Source organism: Acinetobacter sp. CIP 102637 (genome assembly GCF_000368425.1).
In the GTDB taxonomy this organism is placed as follows: domain Bacteria; phylum Pseudomonadota; class Gammaproteobacteria; order Pseudomonadales; family Moraxellaceae; genus Acinetobacter; species Acinetobacter parvus.
The window spans coordinates 1,846,813-1,870,976 of sequence record NZ_KB849435.1 but is presented as its reverse complement, the minus strand read 5'-3'; the positions used below and the strand labels follow the sequence as shown (position 1 = coordinate 1,870,976).

Here is a 24,164-nt window from a genome sequence, read left to right as displayed (position 1 = left end):
AATGCATGTGGAAAAATATTCGAGTCGCTTGCTTACTACTGGTGTTATTGATTGTTGCAGTCAATGCTTGTCGTGATCAAAATCAGGATTGGAATCAGCCGATAAATATTCTTTTGCATCCGATCAACGCTGATGGTTTACCCTCTACCCAAAAATATATCCAGCAATTGCAGTTGGATGATTTCTATGAAGTCAAACATTATCTGGAAAAAAATAGCCAGCAATATCGAGGGCAAAGCAGTTACTTTATGATCGAGATTGGGCGGGAACTGCAGCAAGCACCGCCGAAGATGTCTGAGCAGCCAAGTATTCTGAATAATATTCTATGGAGTTTAAAGTTTCGATTTTACGCATGGAAGCAGCATCAATCGATTGATGGTTCACCGAGTTTAACTTTATATCTGAATTTCTATGATCCGAAGCAAAATCGGGAACTCAAGCATTCAACTGCGCTGGAACGTGGACGCATTGGTTCAGTCAATCTGTTTGCCTCAGCTAAACAGACACAGCAAAACAATGTGGTATTGGTACATGAGTTATTGCATGGCTTTGGCGCGACTGATAAGTATCATTTAAATACGGGTGAACCTATTTTCCCAATCGGTTATGCACAGGTGGATAAGCAACCTTTGTATCCACAAACCGAAGCTGAAATTATGGGCGGACGGATTCCATTGTCCGAACATAAAAGTAAAATGCCGAATGATTTGGAACAAACCGTGATCAGTGTACTGACTGCTCAGGAAATTGGCTGGATCAAGTAAATTGTGGATAAGTTTTGACTTATCCATATCTTGCAAAACAACAAGCTCAATAAAAAATTATGGAATAAAACACAGGTTTTTCAACATTTTGTTATGAATTCTCAACATGACTTATACAGAATTAGGTCTACAACACGCTCAATATATACATAGCACATTGATGATAAAAGAGTAAATCATGATGAAAACGGTGGGTAACGATCTGATTCGCAATCAGCTACACGCTGATCGTAAATGGTATCTGTTATTGGGTGTCTTGTTGGTTGTTTTCGGTTTGATTCTTTTAGCTGCTTTGCCATTCGCAACATTGTCTGCCGTACTGCTGTTCGGTGTATTGATGATGCTGGGTGGTATCCTGCATTTTGTTGCGGCATTTACGGTGTTTAAGGGCGGTACACGCTGGTTGTGGGCGTTGTTTGGTGTGTTGTATTTGGTGGCAGGTTACTTTGCCTTTACCACACCTGTGATAACCGCTGTTGTGTTGACCAGCTTTTTGGCAGTTGCCTTAATTATTGCGGGGATTATCCGTAGCGTAAACGCATTTATCCTGAGGCCGATTTCAGGCTGGGGATGGGTGTTGTTTTCAGGTGTATTAACACTTTTAACAGGTATCCTGATTTTATCATCACCTGATTCACCGTTCTGGGTATTGGGAATGTTCCTTGCAATTGATATTTTATTTCAGGGAATCAACTATCTGAGTTTTGCAGGAGCGATTAAGCAGTTACCCCATAGTTCAACCACAGTTTAATTCATGATTCATTTGACAAGTGAGAGCATGTGTCACACATGCTCTTTTTGTTTTGTAGCAGAAAATATCTCTCGTACTTTTAGTCTGTTAAAATAGCACTTCGCTTTTAATTGATTGCTTTTATGACGCTTGCCAAGCTAATTGATGAACTGAATCCACAACAAAAACAAGCAGCCACAACGACAGCACAAAATTGTCTGGTCTTGGCTGGAGCAGGTTGTGGTAAAACCAAAACCATTGTGGCAAGAGCAGCATACTTAATTGATCAAGGTTTAGCTGCACAACAAATTCAGATTCTAACTTTTACCCGTCGTGCGGCAAGTGAAATTGTGACGCGGGTTGAGCAGCATATGGGCGCACAGGCCAAAGGTTTACGCGCATCAACCTTTCATACTTTTTGTATGTATTTACTACGTCGTAATCCACGTGCGTTTGGTCTCACCCAGTTCAGTATTATTGATCGGGATGATCAATTGCTGATGTTCCGTCTGTTACGGGGTAAAGACAAGGGCAATGTATTGCCGAAAGCGGCCGAATTGTGTGATCTCTATTCCTATGCTCGTAATACCAAAACCAAACTATCGGATGCTTTAGTTGAGCAGCTACCGCAAGCGCTTGAGTATAAAGCCCAAATTGCTGAATTGATGAAAGCCTATGAGCAACGCAAGCAAGAACGTAATTTTCTGGATTATGATGACATCCTATCTATTGTTGCCGTACATCTGCAAAGTTCACCAGAGCTAGTGCAATGGGTCACTGGTTTTTGTTCCGCCTTATTGGTCGATGAAATGCAGGATACTAATCCACTGCAATGGGCTTTGCTTCAGCCTTTAGTTGGCAAGGTGAAACTGTTTTGTGTCGGGGATGATGCACAATCCATTTATGGTTTCCGTGGCGCTGACTTTGAAAATATTCATCACTTTAAAGAGCGTGTACCTGATGCTGAAGTGCTGACGCTGGAAGTGAATTATCGTTCCACACAAGGCATTCTGGATCTATCCAACTGGTTGCTGGGACAAAGTCCGATTGAGTATGGCAAACATTTACAGGCCTATCGTGGTCAAGGTTTAAAACCACAACTGCATATCTTGAGTAATGAGTTTGAAGAAGCCAACTGGATTGTTCAGGATTTAAATCAGCGACATCTGCAAGGTGCTACTTGGGCTGAACACATGGTTCTGTTGCGTTCAGGATTTAGCGGTCGTTATCTTGAGGGAGCGTTAATTGCGGCAAATATTCCATATCGTTTTATTGGTGGAGTGAAGCTGCTTGAATCAGCGCATGTCAAAGATGTATTGAGCTTGCTTCGCGTTAGTGTCAATCCACAGGATGATCTGGCCTGGATGCGTTTCCTGACGCTCTGGGATGGGGTGGGTGATGTCGGTGCCAGCAAATTGGCGCAGGAATTGATTCAATTACCTGATATTGAGGCACGCTGCCAGCGTTTGGAACGACATGGCAAAGTACCACAACAAGCGATTTTAATCTTGATGCAACTGGATGTATTGCAACACCATGTCGAAGCCTGCATTGGACTGGCACTGGATGCCTTGAATGAACAGCTGGAAAATAATTATAAAACTAAAGACTGGACACGCCGTGTCAAAGACTTTGACCTAGTCAAACAACTGGCACGCAAGCACAGTTCGCTTGGAGAATTCCTTGAGGAATATGTACTTGATCCGATTTCAGTTTCAGAAATTGATAAAACTCCAGATCAGGACTTGGTGACATTGATTACCATCCATTCAGCCAAAGGGGCTGAACAAAAGGTCTGTTATGTGCCGCATGTCTCACCCACACAATACCCTCATGCAAGGGCGCAGGGTGACTTTGATGATGTGGAGGAGGAACGTCGCGTTCTTTATGTGGCCTTAACCCGTGCAGAGAATGAGTTGATTTTGACCAAGCAGAATTTAAATTTATGGTCACATGACCAGTATGATGAGCTGGGTAGAAAAATAGAAAGCTATTTCCTCAATGATTTACCTCAAGATTTGGTCGATGTGCAGATTCATCGTGATATTCCACGTGCCTATGCTCAAGCCAGTCGCTCCCGTTCAACAGCAAACAATTTAGGTTTTGGCATTGATTTCGATTAAACTACCCAGATTGATTTTTTGATTCGCCTATTTAAGCGTGAATCATCTTTTAGGTTTTAGCATGAAAATTTTAGTTCGTAATTTAGACCGTGGCGTGACCGATGCAGAAGTACTCGACTTATTTAAAGCCTATGGCGCAGTTGAATCCTGTGTGGTGGTCAAGGATTCTGCGACAGGTAAATCGAAAGGCTTTGGTTTTGTGGAAATGCCAAATCCACGTGAGGCGGTTAAGGCTGTTAAAGGCCTAAATACCTTGAAAGTGAAAGGCGCTGGTATCCGTGTGAAAATAGCGGAAGACAAAGCCTAAATCCAGATATTAAAGCAATATACCACGTTATCTATTGTCACACCGAATGTTGGGCGGATTGCACAAGGGCTAAAGACCCTGGAGGTTCGCTCATGGCAACTTGAAAAGCTTTTCATTAAAAAACCTGGTCATTGTTGAGAATCAAAACTTCCTTTTGAATGATGGTGATGAGGAAGCGGGATTGGCAGTGGCGCTGATTGACATTCAATCAGCGCATCCGTGGCAGCCAGACGAAATGAATGCTGCATGTGCATCTTATTGGGCAGATGGATATTATGCCTGGGCGATCAATAATGTTCGTCCATTATTACAGCCACTTGAAGTAAGGGCTAAAATAAAGCTTTATATTCTTGAATTGCATGAATGATCTGAAAGATCGCTTTTGTTTTTGGGATAATTCATTTTACAATCTGATTCACTCCTACCTGATTTATAGGTTATCGTTATGTCCCGTGTTGCCCGTTACCATGCTGATCGTACCAATCAAAAATTGTATTTTGCCCGACTTGCATGTCAACAAGCTGAGCAAACTGAACATATCCAACAGGCACAAGCCTATCGTGAGGCAGCAGTATTTCATTTACACGGGGCAATCTTAGCGTTTTTACAAGAATTGGTGCGCTATTATCGTTTAAATGATTTGCAACCGACCTTTAAATCCATTGAGGAACACATGGCGGACAAGGGGCAGGTGTCGCCAGAAGTGCTTGTGTTGCAGCAACTGGCGAAAGATGGCTTTATTGCCGAATTAAAACGTGCTTACCGCATGTGTCAATACGCACCTGAGCCAACAGCACCAGAACCTGAAAATGAGACCTCCTCAAACCTGATTATCAAGGTCACCCAAAGCCCACAGGCATGGCTGCCAGATGCGAAGATTCTGCGTGAGTGGCATCGTGAGTTAAGCCATTTAATTGATGGTTTTCGTAACGAGATGGTTGAGTTTTAGCCTGAATTGATCTTAAACTTGAAATCTGCGCAAACAGGACTCATATAGATAAGACGTGAGAGCGCAAAGTGCAAGGGTACTTTGCCACCATGTTGAAGCATGGAGAAAATATATGTCAATGCAACAGTTAAAAGAGTTATTCGGTAATCAGGAAGCGATACTGGAATTGGTTCAACTTGAAGGTGGCGAACTTGCTTTGCGTAATGCGGGTTCTGAACAGGAACCTTTGGTGAAGATACAGTTTAGTGATGAAGTTAAGGCAATTTTAGGTGAACAGACACCAATGGTTGCACAGCATATGATTCAGGCAGCCCTGTTTGGTTTGCTGGAAAAGCAGATGAATGAGTTGCAGGCCGAGATTGTGGATGAACAACCTACCCATTTCAGCTAATGCTGAATGTTAAAAAAGCGTACTTTGGGTACGCTTTTTTATTGTCCTGAAAATGCTTAATGTGCAGGGGATTGGTGTGCGATTTCAATCTGGTTCAAAATATGATGACTCATATTCTTTGCCATTTCTTCCTTGGCATAGAATACTTCACCCAGGTTTTCCTGCCGAATCACGGCAGCCTCTTCCTTGCTTTCAGCACAGATCAGCACCTGAATCTCAGGGTTAAGCTGTTTGGAAATATCAACAATACGGTGAATATCCAGAATATCCATTGGGGAAATGACTAGTAGGCGTGCATGCTGGATATGGGCCTGAATCAGCACATTGGGTTCAGTTGCCTCACCACTGACCGCAGCAATGCCTTGAGAACGCAGTTTTTCCACAATCTCACGGTTCTCTTCAGCAATCACCACCTTGATGTTTTGCTGTATCAGGTTTTCACTGATACGGCGACCTACGCCACCATAGCCAATAATCACCACCTGATCGCGTAAATAGGCTTGATCCACCTCATCTGGCAGCATGGCCAGTGGGTCAGCACTACGCTCTAATAACCGTGCCAAATGCGAGCGCTCACGAATCCAGCGTTGTACAGGCTCAATGGCTGAGAACACAAATGAGTTGAGGGTAATGGAGAACAGCGCACCCGCCAGAATCAGGTTCTGTGCATCAGGGGTGAGTAAACCTAGTGATAAGCCGAGTGTCGCAAGGATAAATGAAAACTCACCGATTTGCGCCAAACTGGCACCGACCGTTAAAGCGGTATTGATCGGATAACGGAAGAATAAAACCAGTGCTATCGCAGCCAAAGTTTTACCCACCATAATAATGGTAATCACAGCCAAAATGCGTAAAGGCTCTTCAATCAGGATACTTGGATCGAACAACATCCCGACTGAGACAAAGAATAAAATTGAGAAGATTTCACGTAATGGTAGAGTTTCCTCTTCTGCACGATGGCTAAAGTCGGACTCTTTCACCACCATACCCGCGAAGAAAGCACCAAGCGCCATGGAAACGCCAAAAACTGCATAGGAACCGTAGGCAATTGAAACTGCGGCGGCAACCACGGTGAGTGTAAAGAGCTCACGGGAACCTAAACGGGCAACAAACTGCATGATCATTGGGACAAGACGTTTACCAATAATCAGCATAAATGCAATAAAGCCTGTGACTTTGAGTAGGGTAATGCCAATCGTCAGCCAGATACTTTGTGAGGTGTCTGTACCAGGCAAGGCATGTCCGCCCAGTAACACGGCGGTTGCAGGTAAAAGAACCAGGGCGAGAACCATGACAAGGTCTTCAACCAACAGCCAGCCCACTGCGATTTTCCCATTGACCGAGTCGAGTAGCCCACGATCCCCCAGTGCCTTGAGCAAGACCACGGTACTGGCACACGATAAACTTAAACCAAAGATGAGCGCTGAACCGAAGCTCCAACCCCAGTACATGGAAACACCGATACCAAGCAGGGTGGCAACCGCAATTTGTAGAATCGCACCAGGTAGGGCAATACGGCGCACCTGAAGTAAATCATTGAGGGGAAAATGCATTCCCACACCAAACATCAAAAACATAACACCTAGCTCTGCAAGCTGGTTGGCGAGATGAATGTCACCGACGATACCTGGTGTATTTGGGCTAATGATAATGCCCGCAATTAAATAACCGATCAGAGGAGGTAGGCGTAAACGTGCTGCGATATAGCCAAAAATAAGAGCCATACCAAAGCCAACAGCAAGTAATATAATTAAATCAACATCATGTGGCATCGAAGCTCCTTAATCGTTGCGGTTAAGGTAGAAATAAATGAGCATAAAACATGCCAAGAAAACAGCGAATAAATTGTAACAAGTAAAATCGAATTTGTTGATGATAATTTTTTTAATGATCAAAAAAAATCATGTAACTCATTTCTTACTATTAATAGCATTTTTTAGGCAATAAAAAACGGCTTCAAAAGAAGCCGTTTTTTAAGAAAACTAAAATTATTTAATTTTAGCTTCTTTGAAGATTACGTGTTGACGGATTTTTGGATCAAATTTTTTGATTTCCATCTTTTCCGGCATAGTACGTTTATTTTTAGTTGTGGTATAGAAATAACCAGTACCAGCTGTAGAAACGAGACGAATCTTATCACGCATTGCTCAGACTCCTTAGATCTTTTGACCTTGAGCACGGAGATCAGCAACAACTTTCTCGATACCCAATTTATCAATAATACGCATACCTTTAGTGGTTAAGCGAAGACGTACAAAACGTTTTTCGCTTTCTAACCAAAAGCGGTGGTGGTGCAGGTTCGGCTCGAACCGGCGTTTGGTTTTGTTGTTTGCGTGCGATACGTTGTTACCAACGATTGGACGCTTGCCGGTAACTTGGCAAACCTTAGACATGGTGAACTCCATTGCTAGTTCATACAGCACGGTTTCGTGCAACTAGCCATTCAAGTAAACGGATGAAATCATTCAAGGGGCGTTTTATACCAAAAATACGATTAAAAGACAAGCGAATTTAGTAAAAACACGGCATGATCTCGTGTAATAGATCATGCCTTGATCAGCTTAACGAAATAGGGTTTTCAAAAGCAGTTTGTGCGCTGCTTTATTGTACGGCGGCAAAATAAATTTGAGGCTGTACAGTTTTGGACTGACTGGATTAGACATCACTGAGCGTTCATGTGAGAAGCTGAAAAAGCCTTCCTTGCCGTGGTATTTACCCATACCCGATGCACCTATACCACCAAATGGTAGATCATCTTGCGCTACATGAGTGAGGGTTTGGTTAATACCAAAATGTCCAGAATGGGTGCGTCCTGCAACATAATCAGCACGAGCCATATCAATATCAAAATAATAGAACGCCAATGGACGTGGTCGACTATTGATAAATTGAAGTGCATCTTCAATATGTTCATATTCTAGAATAGGAAGAATTGGACCAAAGATCTCATTTTTCATAATTTCCATTTCTGTGGTTACACCTGTGAGTAACGTTGGTGCAATTTTACGAACTTCAGTTAAAGATTCTTTCTTGCTGTTTAACTCGATGATCGTCGCACCTTGATCACGTGCATCTTCTAAATAGCCTTGAAGACGATTGTATTGTTTGTCATTGACAATAGAGGTATAGTCCTTGTTGTCACGCAGTGTTGGGTACATGGTGTTCACAAAATCCTGATAGTGTTTGGTGAATTCTGCCGTTTTGCCTTTAGGTAGGAATATGTAATCAGGTGCAACGCAAGTTTGACCTGCATTCCAAAGTTTACCTACCGCAATACGTTGTGCCACATCACGAATATTCATTGCCGAATGTACAAGAGCAGGCGATTTTCCACCTAGTTCCAGAATTACAGGAACAAGGTTCTGTGAAGCGGCAGCCATCACGGTTTTGCCGACAGACGTTGAACCTGTGAAAATTAATTTATCAAATGCTAAATGACTAAAGGCATCTGAAATCGCGCCACCACCATTGATCACGGTCACCAATTCTTGTGGGAATGCTTCAGAAAGGGCATTTTCAAGCACGTAACCGAATTTTGATGATGCACTTGAAATCTTGATCATGGCATGGTTACCCGCAGCCAATGCACAGATCAGTGGGCCAACTGAAAGCAGCAGTGGATAGTTCCACGGTGCAATAATGCCGATCACGCCTAATGGCTGATACTGTACCCAGCCTTTTGCAGGTTGGTGTAACATGCTGATGTGGCGCTTAGAGGGCTGCATCCATTCAGTCAGGTTCTTGCTATAGTACTTGATATGTTCTAAACAGGTAAGAACTTCACCAATCTTGGTTTCCATAATGGCACGGTTGCCATAATCCTGACTGATTGCGTTCGCAAATTGATCTTGATATTTTACCAAGATGTTTTTAAGTCGGGCTAAGCGTTCAATACGTTCTTTGGCGCTTGGTACAGGATGGCGTTGGTAGGCTGCTTGCTGCTGCTCAAGCAAATCATGTAACCGTTGCACATCGACACGAGGTGTCATCGCGGTTGTTTTTGTTTGACTGTTCATAGGAGTAGACCAAAAAAAGCTTATTATTTTTTAATTTTTAGAGTAAATACTCTAAAGTGTCAAGTCGCTTTATAGGTTTGCTTTATAACCTATTGATAATGTTATAGATGGTTAAAATCAATGTCGCATGCTAAACCGAACAAAACCAAAGATCGAATTTTGCAAATCAGTTTGCAGCTGTTTAATGAGCGTGGCGAGCGTTTGGTCACAACCAACCACATTGCGGCTGAACTGGGGATCAGCCCAGGCAACCTGTATTATCATTTTAGAAACAAGCAGGAAATTATTAAGGAATTAGCACAGCAATATCAGGCTGAAACTTTGGAAATGTTGGCATTACCAACAGATCGACCTTTAAATGCCAATGACAAAATCAGGTATTTTCAGGTGTTGAGCAACCAGTTGTGGGCTTATCGTTTTATTCATCGCGATGTCTATCATCTTGTTGAAAACAATGAGGACTTCCGAAAGGTTTATCCTCGCTTTGCTGGACAGGTGATGCAACAGGGCCAGAAAATTTACCGTGCATTCGTGGATGCTGGCCTGATGAAAATGACGGACTCGGAAATTGAGGCATTGATCATCAACCTTTGGATTGTGCTGACCAACTGGACTAATTTCCTGTACATGTCGGGTCATATTAGTGATAACAATCGTTTAGAAGAAAAATGGGTATGGCAAGCTTTACGACAAATGGTATTTTTGGAAGGTCCTTATTTAATGGGCGAAAGTCGTCAAACGTATGAACAATTATTGAAATCTTTGGGACTGTCGGACTTATTTGCTAGCTTATCTAATCTTAAAAATGATGATGATGAATAAGTAGGTATTTAGTCATAAGCAAAAAAGAGCTAGAATGCTCGGCTTGATTTTTAATTTTGATTCCAATAAGTGATATTAACCACATGAACACGACCACTGCCCATACGGCACGACTACTGATTACTTGCGAAGACAAGCCAGGGATCGTGCAAGCTGTATCGAGCTTTTTGTATCATCAGGGAGCAAACATTACCGCACTTGATCAGTACGCAACAGAAGCTCAAGGCGGACGTTACTTTATGCGTGTTGAGTTTGAGCTGGATCATTTACAGTCCCGTAAAGAAGCCCTGATGCAAACCTTTGCGGCCAATGTTGCAGATCGCTATGAAATGCAATGGAAACTGACTTTCGTGGGTGAATTGAAGAAAGTCGGGATTCTGGTTTCCAAGGTGGACCATGCCTTGCTGGAGCTGTTATGGCGCCATGCACGTGGCTCATTGCCATGTGAAATTACCCAAGTCATCTCAAACCATCCAGATTTGCGTGAATCAGTTGAAAATTTTGGTATTCCATTCCATGTAATACCAGTCAATAAAGACAATAAAGTTGAAGCGTATGCGCAAATTGATGAAATGATGCAGGGCAATGATCTATTGATCTTGGCGCGTTATATGCAGATTTTGAGTGAAGACTTTGTTGCCAAGTGGGAAATGAAGATCATCAACATTCACCATTCATTCCTGCCTGCTTTCGTTGGTGCAAACCCGTACAAACAGGCCTATGAGAAAGGTGTGAAGCTGATTGGTGCCACAGCGCATTATGTCACTGCCGATCTTGATCAGGGGCCAATCATTGAGCAGGATGTTGAACGTGTCAGCCATGACTACAATGTTGAGCAATTGCGTGAGTTGGGCGAGGATGTAGAGCGTAATGTATTGGCACGTGCAGTCAAATGGCATCTGGAAGACCGCATCATTGTCGATGGCAATAAAACCGTAGTGTTCTAATCTATTATTGTGTATGCATTATGTAAAAAGAACATGCTTCAGGGCATGTTTTTTTATGCCTATTTTTCAATGGATAATGATTTGACAAGAAAAAATAGTTGAAAATGAAAACACTTCTCATTTATTATTACGGCACTTTCATTGTTCTATCCGATGAGTGAAATCGTTTTTTATTTTTAAAGCGTCACCATCTATTAGGTAACTAGATTCTCATGAGTCAATCTCCTGCACTATTGAATACATCTCATCCGATGAAGAAAAAAATCCTTGCCGCCCTCGTGGTGGTCGTGATGGGTCATGTGGGAGTTCTGTGGGCGGTGAACCACATGAAAACGATGGAACTTAAACCAGTTGAAAAAGATCCAATCAGGGTAAAATTTGTCAAGATTCAGGAACCACCTAAGCCTGAGCCACCGAAGCCTAAAGAAAAGCCCAAACCACCAGAACCTAAAAAAGAAGTGAAACAGGTCAAGGTGGTTGAAAAGGCATTACCACCACCTAAGAAAATAGAAAAAATTCAGCAGGTTAAAAAAGCCGAGGCACCGAAACCTGTGGTTGAAAAAGTTGAGCCAAAGGTTGAGTCGGTTGTGGTGAGCACGACTGTCACAGAAAAAGTGATTGAGAAACCTCAGCCTGTTGTTGAAGTGCCTAAAGCCGCAGCGCCGCCAGCCGATCCATCGCCAAAACGTGTTTCAATTGGTGGTTCAGGCGTGCAGTGGAGCCGTTCACCAAAACTGTCAGTGTCCGCAAAAGATCTGGAAAACCAGCCGCGTTCGGCAATGGTACTCATCGAAGCAGATGGGAAAGGTAAAATTACCAATGCCCGTATTACGCGTAGTAGTGGTTTGCCAGGTCTGGATGAAAAGATTTTACGTGCCGTTAAAAGTGCGAAATTTAAACCCTATATGGAAAATGGTGTTGCGTACCCAATTCGCGCAGAACAACCGTTTGATCTTAGTCCTTAACCAATTTGAGTCCTCGCGACAGATAAAATCAGGAGTTCGTATATGAACTTTTCAGTTTATTGGCAACATGCAGATGCAGTAAGTAAAACACTGTATTTCATCCTATTAGCAATGTCGATTGCGACATGGACTATTTTCATTCTACGCCTATTGGGAACACGCCAGTTGAAGCAACAGGCCTATGCCCAGCTTGCTCAGGCTCTGGCGACGTTGAAATCTAAACTACAGCCTTTGACCTTTGAACAACGCAAAGCGGTTGCTGAGCAAGCTTTACTTCGTCAAATCTCGGCTGAAAAATCTCAAGCAGAAAAAGGTGTCTCTGTTCTTGGAACAATTGCTTCGCTTGCGCCATTTGTGGGTTTGTTTGGGACTGTTTGGGGTATTTTCCATGCACTGGTCGCTGTAGGTACGAGCGGTCAGGCAGGCTTAGCGCAAGTCGCAACACCTGTTGGTGAAGCGTTGATCATGACTGGTTTGGGATTATCTGTAGCGATTCCTGCGGTATTGGCTTACAACATTTGTGTACGTTTCAATCGTGGCTTGGCACATGATTTACAAGATCAAGCGCATAGCCTGTTAATCGATACGATGTTGCAGCAAGAGACACCTATAAAAACAGAAACTAAAGCGACTCAACAAAGCTTAGTTGGAGGTCAGGCTTAATGGGTTTTCAATTGGGTGAAGACCACGATAGTGGCATGAATGAGATGAACCTCATTCCTCTGATCGACATTATGCTGGTATTGATGATTATTTTCTTGGTCACAGCAACGGTTGCCAACCCCTCCATTCCATTAACCTTGCCAAAAACAACGGCTGAGATACAGCCACCGCCACAGAAACCGATCACGATTAACGTGAACCAGCAAGGTGAAGTGGCTTGGAATGCGGAAGTGGTAAGTCTGGATGAGCTTGAGCAACGCTTTCAGGATCAGGCGAAGCAGTCTGTTCAGCCTACCATTGTGTTGAGGGCGGATAAAGAATCAAAATATGATACAGTTGCTCAGGTGATGTCCCGTGCCAGTGAGGCAGGTTTGACAGATATCGCATTTGCCAGTGAAAACTGATCTTGTAGTGGGCTGGATAAAAAAAGCAACTCTATGATGAGTTGCTTTTTTTTGGGCTATTCGGTTTTGAGCAAGTCCGCAAACCTCGAGCGTAGCTTGGAAAGCTTGGGTGGAATGCTAAAGTTGCAATAACCCTGTGATGGGTTACGGGCATAGAAATTCTGGTGATACTCTTCCGCAGGATAAAATGTAGGTGCTGGACTTAACTCGGTGACAATGTTGAGGTTTTTATCTTCCAGACTCTGAATGACCTGTTCAGCCTGCTGTTTCTGTTCATCATTGAAATAGTAAATGACGGAACGGTATTGTGTGCCAATATCATTGCCCTGACGGTTTAATGTGGTTGGATCATGTGTGGTGAAAAACACGTTCAGGAGTTGTGAATAGCTGATCTGCTGTTCATCAAAATCAATCAGGACCACCTCGGCATGCTGTGTATTGCCCTGACAGACCTGCTCATAATTTGGGTTGTGGACAATACCGCCCGCATAGCCACTCACCACTTTTTCTATACCTTTAAGCTGTAAAAACACAGCCTCTACACACCAAAAACATCCACCACCAAACAGTGCCTGCTGCATATATTTCCCTTTTCTAATCTTTCAGAATGCTATTAAAGTAAACGAAGTGCCTAAAAAGTAAAAGCCCGTATTTGAAACGGGCTTTTACTTCTAACTCAAGACATTATCGGTTCTTGAAAGGAAGCGGCTGAATAACCGTCACAAACTTCACTAAAGTTTAACCTGATTTATCTAGAAACTTCAGCTCATGTCCTTTCACCTCATAGCGATTGGTTTGTGCCAGTGCATCATTGTAGTCACGAGAAATAGTATCCTGGGCACCATGACAGGCCATTAATGTTGACGCTATTTGACCCAGCTTTAAGTGTTGATTATTGCTGTCAAAGCTATCCTGTATTTTGTTACAACCATCTGCACCTGCAAAACGCTTGTTTTTTGCATCAAAATAAATAGCAGGGCGGTTGGGACTGTCGACCTCTATGAATTTGCCGTTGATTTCTGTGGTAATCCACGGACGTTCAAATAGGGTAATTGTTTGTTTTGCTGAATATATTACATCAAAATATAATATGAAATGATTCACGCTTCTATATGTCTTTTCGTAGGATGAACGTAGTTTTTGGTAAATATTCACGTGAATTTATACTTAATTATTCATTCTTTGGTAAACCTGTTCGAATCAATCTGGAAAATGCCTCACTGCTTTGGTCTGACTGCTGCCCAAAATCTGCGGTACGCGTATTGATATGGGCCATCTGATACCATTCTTTCATGCTGTAATTTTGATCCACTGCCTTAAGATCATAGAGGTAATTGGGTAGATAGCCTGATGCCAATAAACGGTAATCTTTAGGCAGTCGTTGTGGATTAATCGCCTGTATCATATCAAATACCAGCGTAGTACAGTTACTGGTCAGCGTGTTGTACCATTTCGCCTCAGCTTGCAACTCATCAGCCTTGTCGAGATACTCGATGAAGAGGGCCTTGCGTTCAGTGGCAGGCATTTTAATGGGAAATAAATAGACTTGTTCATGGCGGATATTGCTTCGGGTATACACAATGTCTTTTTCGTCAGAGGCCACTAGGCTAAGTTCATATTTACGAAAAAAACCGCCAATGGCTGAAAACTCTTCACCCTTTTCTTTGCGAATTTCAATAGAAAAAACCAGGGGCTTTTGATCAGAGAAATCAAAGCTGACCAATGTATGGGCAATTTGTGGCCCCATCCAGTAGGAGGTAATCACATTCACGCCAGTGATTTTATTCAGGTCTATGTGACGGTCTTCCCAGCGAATATCGTAGCTGCCATCTTTATGCCAGTCAAAATTGCGGACCTTATGCAAGGTTACAAGGTCACCGTGTTTTTCATAACTCAACTGTTCGGCAACTTCAGGATCCCAGTCTCGGTCCTGTTTTGCATCCTGGGAAAAATACCAGCCAAGTGAACAGGCAAACACCAGAGAGTAGATAATGATGTCGGTACGGCGGCTAAATAAATGCCCACTGACATAAAAGCCAATCAGGCTCAGGGCGAATAAGCCCCAGATGACAATGACCACACGGCTAAGCACCGTTCCAAGAGGTTGTTGAATCCATAAAGCAAGGCATAACCAGATACTGGAGATGATCACGAACAGGGCAAAAAGGCTGTGTAGGAAACCAATCCCTAGAGCAATAAAGAACTCTCGTGATGCAATGTTATGCATGAGCATCCGCAATCCATTTTTTATTTTTGGTAGCTTGCAAACTCGAACGCTATATTGGTTTTTTCATCAGTATGATGTTCTGAGTTTACTTTATAAAAATCCTCAGAGAGTTCTGGATAATGTGCGTCTCCCCGAACATCCAGATCCACATGGGTCAGTTCAAGGCGATCGGCAATCGCAAGTGTTTGGTTGAAGATCTCTCCTCCACCTATAATAAATAAGGATGACTTTTCAGCGTGTTGTACGTCTGTAAGTGCACCATCAAGTGCCTCTTTGATGCTGTGCGCCACCTTGACACCCTCATACTGCCATGACGGATCACGGGTAATCACCCAGTTCACACGGTTTGGCAGGGCACGTCCCATTGATTCTAGGGTTTTACGGCCCATGATCACCACACCGCCCTGGGTGATGGCCTTGAAATGCTTGAGGTCAGCAGAAATATGCCAGGGTAGAGCATTGCCCTTGCCGATGCAGTTGTTTTTATCCATCGCCACCACGTGAACAACTTCTATACCTTGCCATGCCATTTGATCGTCTCCCTCATCTGATTTTAAACTGCCACAGGTGCCTTGATCGCAGGATGTGATTCATAACCCACAATTTCAATATCTTCAAATTTAAAATCGAAAATATCCTTGATGTCTGGGTTAAGCTTTAACTGGCACAACGGTAAGGGTTCACGCGTAAGCTGTAACTGGGCCTGCTCAAAATGGTTGGCATATAAATGCGTATCACCGCCTGTCCAGACAAAGTCACCTACCTCTAAACCGCATACCTGCGCAATCATATGTGTAAGCAGGGCATAGCTGGCAATATTAAATGGCACACCTAGAAATACATCCGCGCTACGCTGGTAAAGCTGGCATGACAGTTTGTTATCCTGAACAAAAAACTGGAACAGGGTATGACAGGGCGGCAAAGCCACTTTCCCAGCCTCGTTTGGATTCCAGCCTGACACAATCAAACGGCGTGAATTGGGATTGGTCTTGATTTCATTAACCAGCCATTTGATTTGGTCAAAACCATTTTGCTGGTAGCTGCCATCTTCATTTTGTGTTGCGCCGAAATTGCGCCACTGGTGGCCATAAACTGGCCCAAGCTCACCCTCTGGACGACCAAAGCGGGCGGTTTGTTCCGCAGTTGCCCATTCATCCCAAATGGTGACTTTATTGTCCTTGAGATATTGAACATTGGTATCACCTTTCAGGAACCAAAGTAGCTCAATCACAATGGAACGAAAGTGAACTTTCTTTGTGGTTAAAAGTGGGAAACCTTTGGAAAGGTCAAAGCGCATCTGATGACCAAATACCGAACGTGTACCCGTTCCAGTGCGGTCACCCTTGTCACCGCCATTGTCTAGGATATGTTGTAAAAGGTCTAAATATGTACGCATAACTTTCTCTAAAACATTCTGTGGTTAATCAGGATAGGGATTGAAACCAATGAATATGGAACAGCAAAATTGTTGTCATGATACCCTGATTGCGCCCAGCATGACACTTGCGATGTGTAGTATTTTTTCATTTTCCAATATAAAAAAAGAGCGCTCAAGGCGCCCTTTCGTCAGCAGTCAGGCTTATTCTGTGATAAAGCTAACTTTACCATCCGCCAAAGATTTTACGCGTGCCAGCGACTCGACACGGTAGCCTTTCTCAAGCAAGACATCACGGCCTGGCTGGAATGACTTTTCAATCACAATCCCGACACCCACAACTTCCGCATTGGCTTGATGAATGAGGTCGATGAGGCCCAGTGCAGCCTGACCATTTGCCAGAAAGTCATCAATCACCAGTGCCTTGTCGGTTGAACTGAGATGCTTGTTTGAAATGGCAATAGTGCTTTCAGTTTGCTTAGTGAAGGAGAACACTTTAGAGCGGTAAAGATCATCCTTAAGTGTTAAGGACTGATATTTACGGGCAAAAATTACAGGAACACCAAGTTCCAGACCCGCCATGATGGCTGGCGCAATCCCCGATGCTTCAATGGTAATAATCTTAGTAATGCCTGCATCTTTAAAACGAGCGGCAAATTCCTTACCAATCAACTGCATCAGTACAGGGTCGATTTGGTGGTTCAAGAAAGCGTCAACTTTCAAAACTTGGTCAGATAGAACGATACCTTCATTTAAGATTTTCTGTTCTAAAGCGTACACGGGAGAATCCTCTAAACGGATGCTTTTTCAAGCAAAGGCATATTTTAAAAAGCATCCCAAAAATTGCAAGCCAAAATTATCGGGTTGATGCAGTTTTCAACCCTATTTACACACTGAACACGAAGCCGCATATTGTTTTAAAAATTAGTTGGTTTTCCCTGAATAGCCTGTCAATAAAAGGCCATAGGATGATTTGCCATCATTATGGGTCACTTTTACTGGCAGATAGTCGAGCTTTGGTGCCAGCCAGAAAACGGTATTGCGTTCAGGCTTGTCATGCTGGAGTACCACCTTAATTGTGTTAAAAGTACCATAATTGGTCTTGACGGTTTCGTTGCCCTGTTTCACAAAACGACGTTCATCCACAGCCTTGTCATCAGCAATCAAGTAGCGCGGCTGGAGTGTGTTGCCATTCTTTAGGTCTTCACGCAACTGGAGTTCGGCGTTCAACTCATCCAGTGCCCCTGCCTGCCAGGCAAATGAACGGGTTTTGTCATCCTTTTTGGTGTTGATCACCTTGCTGGCTGGATTGAAGTTGATGCTCATGGTGTTGTTGTGGATCAGGACTTTACTGCTGCGGCTAAATTTTTGTGAGATGATTTTATTGTCCACAAAACTAAACTGGCTGGTTTCAGTTGCGGATGCAATACCACCTGCCTTTGCATTGAATACATAGGTCCAGTTTTTGCCTTGTTGCGAAAGGGTACGTGTCGCAGAACCGAGATTCTTGTTGTTGTAGCTGAACTGATAGCTCGCCTGAAAAGGGGCCATTGCCAATGCATGACTCGATAAGCCTGCACATAGGATTGCAGCTGAGGTTACTGTCGTAAAACCAAGAACTTTCGATAATTTCTTTGTCATAACATGGTTTCCTTTGAGTGAATCGCAAAGTAGAACACTCATTTATCATTAAGATTTATAGGGTCTGTTGATATTTCACAGATGCTTGCGACAGAGGACATTTTTTAGACGGTACAAGGCATGACTTACGAAATTTAGCTATCCTAAATGAGTAAGGCATAACGCAGTAGCGGCAAAAAATGTCCCTGTCCCGCAGGGTTATGGCTAAAACTTCTCTAAACTGCGTTATGAAACTTGACAAGGGGGTCGCCATTGCCTGCGTTTCATGCCTTGTTTATGTCGTTTTAGCCGATAACGCAATGCATGGCTGAAATGTCAACAGACCCTAGTTATTATGCCTGTAGATTATGAAGAAAAGATCAGGTTTTTTACTAAGCGCTTGTTAATTTTTCGTATAAAACATGAAGATGTGTATTTTTGAGGCGTGAAAGATTTTATAACATGCCCTATGTATGCGATTTCCTTACCTTCTGCTATCTTTCTGTTGGATAGGGGTAACTTCAGTCTCGTCCAGCCCATCATCATCAAGGTGATCTTCGTTGGATGGATACAGGATTGCGGCCAGATTGACATTGCCCCAGACAATCAATTCGGCGGGGCGTACTCTGGCACGGTTCACATGCACCTTGCTCAGTGTTTCGATAATACTTGGCTTATTTTTAAACCATTGGTTTAAATCAAGATAAAGTAAATCACCTTCGACACTAACGACTTTAAAATGCTCTAAAATTTTGCCTAGAGGATCTTCATCACGAAATTTTTGATAATACCAAATCGCAATATAAAATCCCCATTTCTGCAAGATGTGCTTGAAACGTGCTTCAATGACCTGAGTATTGCTAATCTGTTCAAACACCATTAACTGTACATCTTGATTCATTTCCATCTGAATCAATTTTAAGTCGACAGATAAAGTTGTGTGTAAGCCCTTAACGTCCAGAGTGGTATAGAGGCGTAGCCAGCCATCATAGAGGTCAGCATGCAGGTCTTGCATAATACTGACATTTTCTGTGACATAACGTTCCATTGTCGCATTGACAAACACTTGTGACAATGAAAACTCTCTTTCTTCTTCGATGAATTCTTCGGCTTTTTGGTAAACTTTACGTAGACGTTTAACAACGGATGAAATTAGCGTTTGCATAAAAGTTGTTCCAGAAAGTGAATTGTTTTTAATGCAATGCCACAATCTTTGTAATAACTAAAAATAAAAATAAATTTCTAACTTGCAGTGTAGCAAAATTAATTGCTACATTTTCATAAAATGATGGTATGGAAACACTGTAGCTATAAGTGGATCACATTTTTGTAAAATTTTGAATATCGGTTAGGTTTTTATACGGTAACCACCGTTAGGGATGAGGCATTTTTGTCGCTTGAATCGCATGTTGAAGAAAATAAATTTTCGTTCTGAACTGTCTCCTTATTGGTGGCAAGATCCAGTCTTTATTGCAGCAGTGGCTTTGGCGATGCTGTTGCATGGTATTGTTTTGACCATTCAGTTTGCGATGCCATCACCCGCCGATACCTCAACCAAGGAAATTGCGGTCACGGTTCATCCCAGCAAGGAGCAGGTGAAAGATGCCGACTTTTTGGCACAGGCTGACCAAAAGGGTTCAGGTGAATTCCGCGAGGCACACTTGATGTCGAGTGACATACCCTCACCAATGCAGGCCGATGCAACCACAGGTGAGTCAGAACTGGAAAGCCTGGAAAAGGTTCAACAAAAACGGGAATTAAAATTCGAAGAAAAAGTCTTGATGACCGTACTTAGCTGGCAGAAACAGGCTGAACAGAGTGAGCGGAAAAAGGCACTGGATGAATTGCAAAGCCAGTTTCAGGCGAAAGCTGCAATGGTGGCAAGCCTTGAGGCCCAGTATCTGAAACGCCAGCAAAACTTTAGCCGTAAACAGCGTATTAAAACGGTTGATGGTATTCAGGCAAAGCAGGATGCTTCGGCGGCTTATCTGGATAAGTTCCGTCAGAAAGTTGAGTTGTATGGCAACCGTTACTATCCAGATGAAGCAAAACAACAGCGCCTGTCGGGTGAAGTGCGTCTAATGGTCATCCTGAATGCGCAGGGGGGTATCCGCGCCATTCGCCTTATTGAAAGCTCTGGACATGCAATTCTGGATGAGGCAGCAAAAGCCTCTGTACGCCGTGGTGCACCATTTGGAGCTTTTGATGCCAATATGAAAGATATTTCTGAGTTACGAATTGTGCGTACCTGGCGTTTTGATCCTGTCGATGCTGAATTTGAAGTGCATTGATTATATGGGCGAACAGCATATTGAATAAAACGTAATGCCTTATTCCTTTAAATTGACTCAATGCCTTATTCCTCAGCTTTTGTGCCATTTCTGAGTAGATTGAATCTAGTTCTTTGATAGTGGCTTTAAAAATAACGATATACAATAACGATATACAATAACGATATACATGGGATGCTGTTCTAGATTTCATCTGCCTGATATGGATTTGCAACACCAAGCTTTTTAAGAATCTCAATTTCCAACGCTTCCATTTCTTCAGCATCAGCTTCAGTGGTTTCATGGTCATAGCCAAGCAAATGCAGGATGCCGTGAACCAATAAATGCGTGAAATGATCAGTTGGTGTTTTTTGCTGTTCTGTGGCTTCTTGTAAAACCACGGGAATACAAATCACCAAGTCACCCAAAGGTTCTGCATCCAGTAAGCTAAGCACTTCTTCTGGAATGTCACTTGGAAAAGACAGTACATTGGTGGGTTTGTCTTTCTCGCGGTATTGTAGATTCAACTCGTGGCTTTCTGCCAGATCAACACAGGCAATACCTATTTCACAGTCCGTATTGAAACCAACATGATGCAGCGTGGTTTCGATATTTTTTTTGATTTGACCACGTTTAAGTGGTAGTTCGGCAGCTTGAAAGTCTTGTTGCAGACTTAAATTGATTTTCAAAATAGATCCTTAAAAGCGGCCCCCCTGAGATGCGACTAAAGCACCGCAACAAAAGGGGGATTGGAGATTTTTCTATGAGTGTTGCGCATCTGCCGCAGAATCATTTTCTGCAATCAATGCTTCTTGTCGAGCTTTGCGTTCGGCACGGGCTTCAGCAGACAGGCGTTGCTGTTCGCTGTCCCAGCCCTCGTAGGCCTCAACAATTTTTTGTACCAGTTGATGACGCACCACATCACGGGAATGGAAACGGGTAATATGAATTTCATGGACATTTTCAAGCACCCGTAAGGCATGAGCCAAACCAGATTGCTGTCCACGAGGTAAGTCCACCTGAGTCACGTCACCTGTAATCACGGCACGCGAACCAAAACCTAAACGGGTCAGGAACATCTTCATCTGTTCAGGTGTGGTATTTTGTGCCTCATCTAAAATGACGAAAGAATGATTCAGGGTTCGTCCACGCATATAGGCAAGCGGAGCAACCTCAATTACCTGACGTTCAATCAGTTTGGCCACTTTTTCAAAGCCCAGCATTTCATAGAGGGCATCGTAAAGTGGGCGTAAATAAGGGTCAATTTTCTGGGTGAGGTCACCTGGCAGGAAACCTAGCTTTTCACCCGCTTCAACCGCAGGACGGACCAATAAGATTCTCTGGATTTCATTGCGTTCCAGCATGTCCACTGCGGCAGCAACGGCGAGATAGGTTTTACCAGTACCCGCAGGGCCAATTCCGAATGAAATGTCACTTTGTAAAATACGCTGCACATAGCGTTTCTGGTTGGCACCACGCGGATTGATTCGTCCTTTGCGGGTCTGCAACCAAACGCTATCCAGTCCTGTATGTTCCTGATCTGAATCATCCATCAGTTCACGGTCGGTCTGTGAACCCTGAATCATCAAATGCAGGACATCGGCACTGATTTGTGAAGAAATTTCTGATTCTTGATAGAGCCGTTGCAACAGTGCCTCGGCCCTTTCGATTGTTTCGATATCACCGTCTAGATAAAAGGCATCGCCTCGGTGAGTAATTTTGACATCTAAACGTTGTTCGATTTGCTTTAAATGCCCGTTGTATGCACCGAGCATTCGTTTTAAATGTTCCATGGAAATTTCAGGGAACGTTACAGTACGTTTAATCGCTGAAGTCAAGAGAAACCCTTTTAGCTCACGTGTAGGAATACCCTTACATTACGCCACGTCAGGTTCAAGATTCAAGAGTTCACCATAAACTAAATTTAAAGTTTTAATTTCAGTGATCTCAATCTCCGCGAAACGCCCAATCCACGCGACATCACCGATAAAGCTCACAAGACGGGTATTGTCCGCTGTACCAATTAAAACATTCGGGTCCTTGTCAGACACCTTTTCAATCAGGACACGTTCAATTTTACCCAGCATGGCATCGGTCTTATCAATACTTGATTGCTTAATCACTTGCTGAACCTGAGCCAAACGGTCTTTTTTCACCTGTTCAGGCGTATCATCTGGCAGGTCTGACGCAGGCGTACCAGGTCGTTTTGAATAGATAAAACTATAGGAATGGTCGAAATCCAAGTCCTTAATGAACTGTAGGGTTTCAGCAAAGTGTGCATCGGTTTCACCTGGGAAACCAATAATAAAGTCGCTGGATAAATGCATATCTGGGCGGACCTTACGCAATTTCGCGATCTTATCGATGTAGACATCAATGGTGTGGTTACGTTTCATTGCCTGTAACACATCGTTGGAACCACTTTGCACAGGCAAGTGCAGATGCGACACCATCTGTGGCAGGTCACGGTAGCATTGAATCAGGTCATCTGAAAATTCAAGCGGGTGGGAGGTGGTATAACGCAAACGACCAATCCCTGGAATTTCGGCCACTAAACGCAGTAATTCAGGGAAAGTGCAGATTTCACCATCAAAGGTTTCACCACGATAACCATTCACGTTTTGACCGAGTAGGCTGATCTCGCGTACGCCTTTTTCAGCCAGCCCTGCAATTTCTGCCAACACATCATCCAGTGGGCGAGAAACCTCTTCACCACGAGTATACGGCACTACACAGAATGAACAGTATTTTGAACAGCCTTCCATAATCGAGACAAAGGCTTTAAATCCCTCAACACGTGGTTCAGGCAGGAAGTCGAACTTTTCAATGTCAGGGAAAGAAATATCAACCAGTTTGATTTTTTCTTTCTTCGGCTTTTCCACCTGTGCCTGATGCTGATCAAGCATTTGTGGCAAACGGTGCAGGGTTTGCGGGCCAAATACCATATCCACATAGGGTGCACGTTTCTGGATATTGTCGCCTTCCTGAGAGGCAACACAGCCACCCACACCAATCACCAGATCAGGATTTTGTTCTTTTAGCTTACGCCAGCGGCCTAGGCCACTAAATACTTTCTCCTGCGCTTTTTCGCGGATTGAGCAGGTGTTCATGAGCAGAATATCTGCCTCATTTGGATTGTCGGTGAGCACATAGCCATGTGAATCACCCAGCAAGTCTGCCATACGATGACTGTCATACTCATTCATCTGACACCCTTGAGTTTCAATATACAGCTTCTTTATTGAAACATCAGCGGTGTGCATTGGCTGGGTAACAGTGTTTTCTGAGGCAGCTTTTACAGCACTTGGAATGAATGTTTGAACCGTCATGCAGGCTCCTAAACAAGGTGGATTTAAACAAACCGCGGATTATAGCAGTATTTTTCGATGTGCGCAGAGAATAAAAAACTGAAAAAAATGGACACATTGTGGGTGAAATTACGTGAATCTTAATGAATATGAATCAGCAAGTTACATAACACAACAATAGTGGGAAGCCAGACTTATTACACTATGAGGGCAGGGCAAAACTGGGCAAATGTATTGATGAAAATGAATAAGCAACATGATTTTATAACAACCGTGACCAATA

Annotated in this window: 27 protein-coding genes and 2 pseudogenes; 13 read left to right on the top strand and 16 right to left on the bottom strand. The window is 43.2% G+C overall.

Annotated elements, in window-relative coordinates; translation table 11 throughout:
• The first annotated feature begins 5 nt into the window (after positions 1-5).
• The 7 genes and pseudogenes from F967_RS12020 (at position 6) to F967_RS11990 (ending at position 5,264) form a co-directional block, all read left to right on the top strand.
• Complete coding sequence (locus F967_RS12020; RefSeq protein WP_004800147.1) at positions 6-764, top strand: hypothetical protein; 759 nt, start codon at positions 6-8, stop codon at positions 762-764.
• A gap of 178 nt (positions 765-942) precedes the next feature.
• Entirely contained in the window at positions 943-1,515 is a 573-nt protein-coding gene (locus tag F967_RS12015; protein WP_004674586.1) for an HdeD family acid-resistance protein, read from the top strand.
• A gap of 122 nt (positions 1,516-1,637) precedes the next feature.
• Positions 1,638-3,617, top strand: a complete 1,980-nt coding sequence (locus tag F967_RS12010) for an ATP-dependent helicase (protein WP_004800144.1) — start codon at positions 1,638-1,640, stop codon at positions 3,615-3,617.
• A gap of 61 nt (positions 3,618-3,678) precedes the next feature.
• The gene (locus F967_RS12005) at positions 3,679-3,924 is read left to right on the top strand and encodes an RNA recognition motif domain-containing protein (protein ID WP_004800143.1); all 246 of its coding nucleotides are present in this window, start codon (positions 3,679-3,681) and stop codon (positions 3,922-3,924) included.
• A 6-nt stretch (positions 3,925-3,930) separates the two neighbouring features.
• Positions 3,931-4,291 (top strand): annotated as a pseudogene (locus tag F967_RS12000) (ASCH domain-containing protein).
• Positions 4,292-4,369: 78 nt separating this feature from the next.
• Positions 4,370-4,873 carry a DUF6586 family protein gene (locus F967_RS11995; protein WP_004674592.1) on the top strand — a complete coding sequence of 168 codons (504 nt, stop codon included), beginning with the start codon at positions 4,370-4,372 and terminating at the stop codon, positions 4,871-4,873.
• A 112-nt stretch (positions 4,874-4,985) separates the two neighbouring features.
• Complete coding sequence (locus F967_RS11990) at positions 4,986-5,264, top strand: hypothetical protein (RefSeq protein WP_004674593.1); 279 nt, start codon at positions 4,986-4,988, stop codon at positions 5,262-5,264.
• A gap of 56 nt (positions 5,265-5,320) precedes the next feature.
• Here F967_RS11990 and F967_RS11985 read toward each other — a convergent pair whose 3' ends face one another.
• From F967_RS11985 to F967_RS11970, 4 genes are all read right to left on the bottom strand, one after another.
• Positions 5,321-7,036 (bottom strand): cation:proton antiporter, encoded by a 1,716-nt coding sequence (locus tag F967_RS11985; protein ID WP_004800140.1) that lies wholly within the window; start codon positions 7,034-7,036, stop codon positions 5,321-5,323.
• A gap of 216 nt (positions 7,037-7,252) precedes the next feature.
• The gene (rpmG, locus tag F967_RS11980) at positions 7,253-7,408 is read right to left on the bottom strand and encodes a 50S ribosomal protein L33 (RefSeq protein WP_003654787.1); all 156 of its coding nucleotides are present in this window, start codon (positions 7,406-7,408) and stop codon (positions 7,253-7,255) included.
• A 12-nt stretch (positions 7,409-7,420) separates the two neighbouring features.
• Positions 7,421-7,657, bottom strand: a complete 237-nt coding sequence (gene rpmB, locus F967_RS11975; protein WP_004649871.1) for a 50S ribosomal protein L28 — start codon at positions 7,655-7,657, stop codon at positions 7,421-7,423.
• 168 nt (positions 7,658-7,825) lie between these two features.
• A complete protein-coding gene (locus tag F967_RS11970; RefSeq protein ID WP_004800137.1) occupies positions 7,826-9,280 on the bottom strand; it encodes a coniferyl aldehyde dehydrogenase in 1,455 nt (484 codons plus the stop codon).
• Between the two features lie 120 nt (positions 9,281-9,400).
• Here F967_RS11970 and F967_RS11965 point away from each other — a divergent pair, with 120 nt between their 5' ends.
• From F967_RS11965 to F967_RS11945, 5 genes are all read left to right on the top strand, one after another.
• Positions 9,401-10,102: a TetR/AcrR family transcriptional regulator gene (locus tag F967_RS11965; protein WP_004800135.1), complete on the top strand. Its 702-nt coding sequence runs from the start codon at positions 9,401-9,403 to the stop codon at positions 10,100-10,102.
• Positions 10,103-10,185: 83 nt separating this feature from the next.
• Positions 10,186-11,049: a formyltetrahydrofolate deformylase gene (gene purU, locus F967_RS11960; protein WP_004800134.1), complete on the top strand. Its 864-nt coding sequence runs from the start codon at positions 10,186-10,188 to the stop codon at positions 11,047-11,049.
• A 212-nt stretch (positions 11,050-11,261) separates the two neighbouring features.
• Positions 11,262-12,014: an energy transducer TonB gene (locus F967_RS11955; protein WP_004800127.1), complete on the top strand. Its 753-nt coding sequence runs from the start codon at positions 11,262-11,264 to the stop codon at positions 12,012-12,014.
• 42 nt (positions 12,015-12,056) lie between these two features.
• Positions 12,057-12,677, top strand: a complete 621-nt coding sequence (locus tag F967_RS11950) for a MotA/TolQ/ExbB proton channel family protein (RefSeq protein ID WP_004680541.1) — start codon at positions 12,057-12,059, stop codon at positions 12,675-12,677.
• Entirely contained in the window at positions 12,677-13,081 is a 405-nt protein-coding gene (locus F967_RS11945) for an ExbD/TolR family protein (RefSeq protein WP_004680539.1), read from the top strand. The genes F967_RS11950 and F967_RS11945 overlap by 1 nt, the downstream gene beginning before the upstream one ends.
• Before the next feature lie 56 nt (positions 13,082-13,137).
• Here the strand turns inward: F967_RS11945 and msrA are convergent, their stop codons facing one another.
• The 8 genes from msrA to F967_RS11905 all read right to left on the bottom strand — a co-directional run bounded on the left by msrA (position 13,138) and on the right by F967_RS11905 (position 19,468).
• Positions 13,138-13,662 carry a peptide-methionine (S)-S-oxide reductase MsrA gene (gene msrA / locus F967_RS11940; protein ID WP_004800124.1) on the bottom strand — a complete coding sequence of 175 codons (525 nt, stop codon included), beginning with the start codon at positions 13,660-13,662 and terminating at the stop codon, positions 13,138-13,140.
• 157 nt (positions 13,663-13,819) lie between these two features.
• Positions 13,820-14,236, bottom strand: a complete 417-nt coding sequence (locus F967_RS11935; RefSeq protein WP_004800121.1) for an META domain-containing protein — start codon at positions 14,234-14,236, stop codon at positions 13,820-13,822.
• A 16-nt stretch (positions 14,237-14,252) separates the two neighbouring features.
• Positions 14,253-15,308: an Lnb N-terminal periplasmic domain-containing protein gene (locus F967_RS11930; RefSeq protein ID WP_004800118.1), complete on the bottom strand. Its 1,056-nt coding sequence runs from the start codon at positions 15,306-15,308 to the stop codon at positions 14,253-14,255.
• A gap of 20 nt (positions 15,309-15,328) precedes the next feature.
• Entirely contained in the window at positions 15,329-15,838 is a 510-nt protein-coding gene (locus tag F967_RS11925) for a dihydrofolate reductase (protein WP_004800116.1), read from the bottom strand.
• A gap of 23 nt (positions 15,839-15,861) precedes the next feature.
• Positions 15,862-16,704 carry a thymidylate synthase gene (gene thyA / locus F967_RS11920; protein WP_004800113.1) on the bottom strand — a complete coding sequence of 281 codons (843 nt, stop codon included), beginning with the start codon at positions 16,702-16,704 and terminating at the stop codon, positions 15,862-15,864.
• Positions 16,705-16,887: 183 nt separating this feature from the next.
• On the bottom strand, positions 16,888-17,463 hold the full coding sequence (locus F967_RS11915) for a xanthine phosphoribosyltransferase (RefSeq protein ID WP_004674619.1): 576 nt from the start codon (positions 17,461-17,463) through the stop codon (positions 16,888-16,890).
• 144 nt (positions 17,464-17,607) lie between these two features.
• Entirely contained in the window at positions 17,608-18,324 is a 717-nt protein-coding gene (locus tag F967_RS11910; protein WP_004762148.1) for a DUF3108 domain-containing protein, read from the bottom strand.
• A gap of 463 nt (positions 18,325-18,787) precedes the next feature.
• Positions 18,788-19,468, bottom strand: coding sequence for a hypothetical protein (locus tag F967_RS11905; RefSeq protein WP_004680526.1), 681 nt, complete (start codon positions 19,466-19,468; stop codon positions 18,788-18,790).
• Between the two features lie 241 nt (positions 19,469-19,709).
• Here F967_RS11905 and F967_RS11900 point away from each other — a divergent pair, with 241 nt between their 5' ends.
• Positions 19,710-20,594, top strand: coding sequence for an energy transducer TonB (locus tag F967_RS11900; protein WP_004800110.1), 885 nt, complete (start codon positions 19,710-19,712; stop codon positions 20,592-20,594).
• Between the two features lie 37 nt (positions 20,595-20,631).
• On the opposite strand, the pseudogene F967_RS13970 reads toward F967_RS11900, so the two are convergent.
• From F967_RS13970 to miaB, 4 genes and pseudogenes are all read right to left on the bottom strand, one after another.
• Positions 20,632-20,739, bottom strand: a pseudogene (locus F967_RS13970) (antibiotic biosynthesis monooxygenase); the annotation flags it as partial.
• A 37-nt stretch (positions 20,740-20,776) separates the two neighbouring features.
• The gene (gene ybeY / locus F967_RS11895) at positions 20,777-21,262 is read right to left on the bottom strand and encodes an rRNA maturation RNase YbeY (protein WP_004800109.1); all 486 of its coding nucleotides are present in this window, start codon (positions 21,260-21,262) and stop codon (positions 20,777-20,779) included.
• A 72-nt stretch (positions 21,263-21,334) separates the two neighbouring features.
• Complete coding sequence (locus tag F967_RS11890) at positions 21,335-22,411, bottom strand: PhoH family protein (RefSeq protein ID WP_004800108.1); 1,077 nt, start codon at positions 22,409-22,411, stop codon at positions 21,335-21,337.
• A gap of 39 nt (positions 22,412-22,450) precedes the next feature.
• On the bottom strand, positions 22,451-23,902 hold the full coding sequence (gene miaB / locus F967_RS11885) for a tRNA (N6-isopentenyl adenosine(37)-C2)-methylthiotransferase MiaB (protein ID WP_004680516.1): 1,452 nt from the start codon (positions 23,900-23,902) through the stop codon (positions 22,451-22,453).
• Positions 23,903-24,164 lie beyond the last annotated feature (262 nt).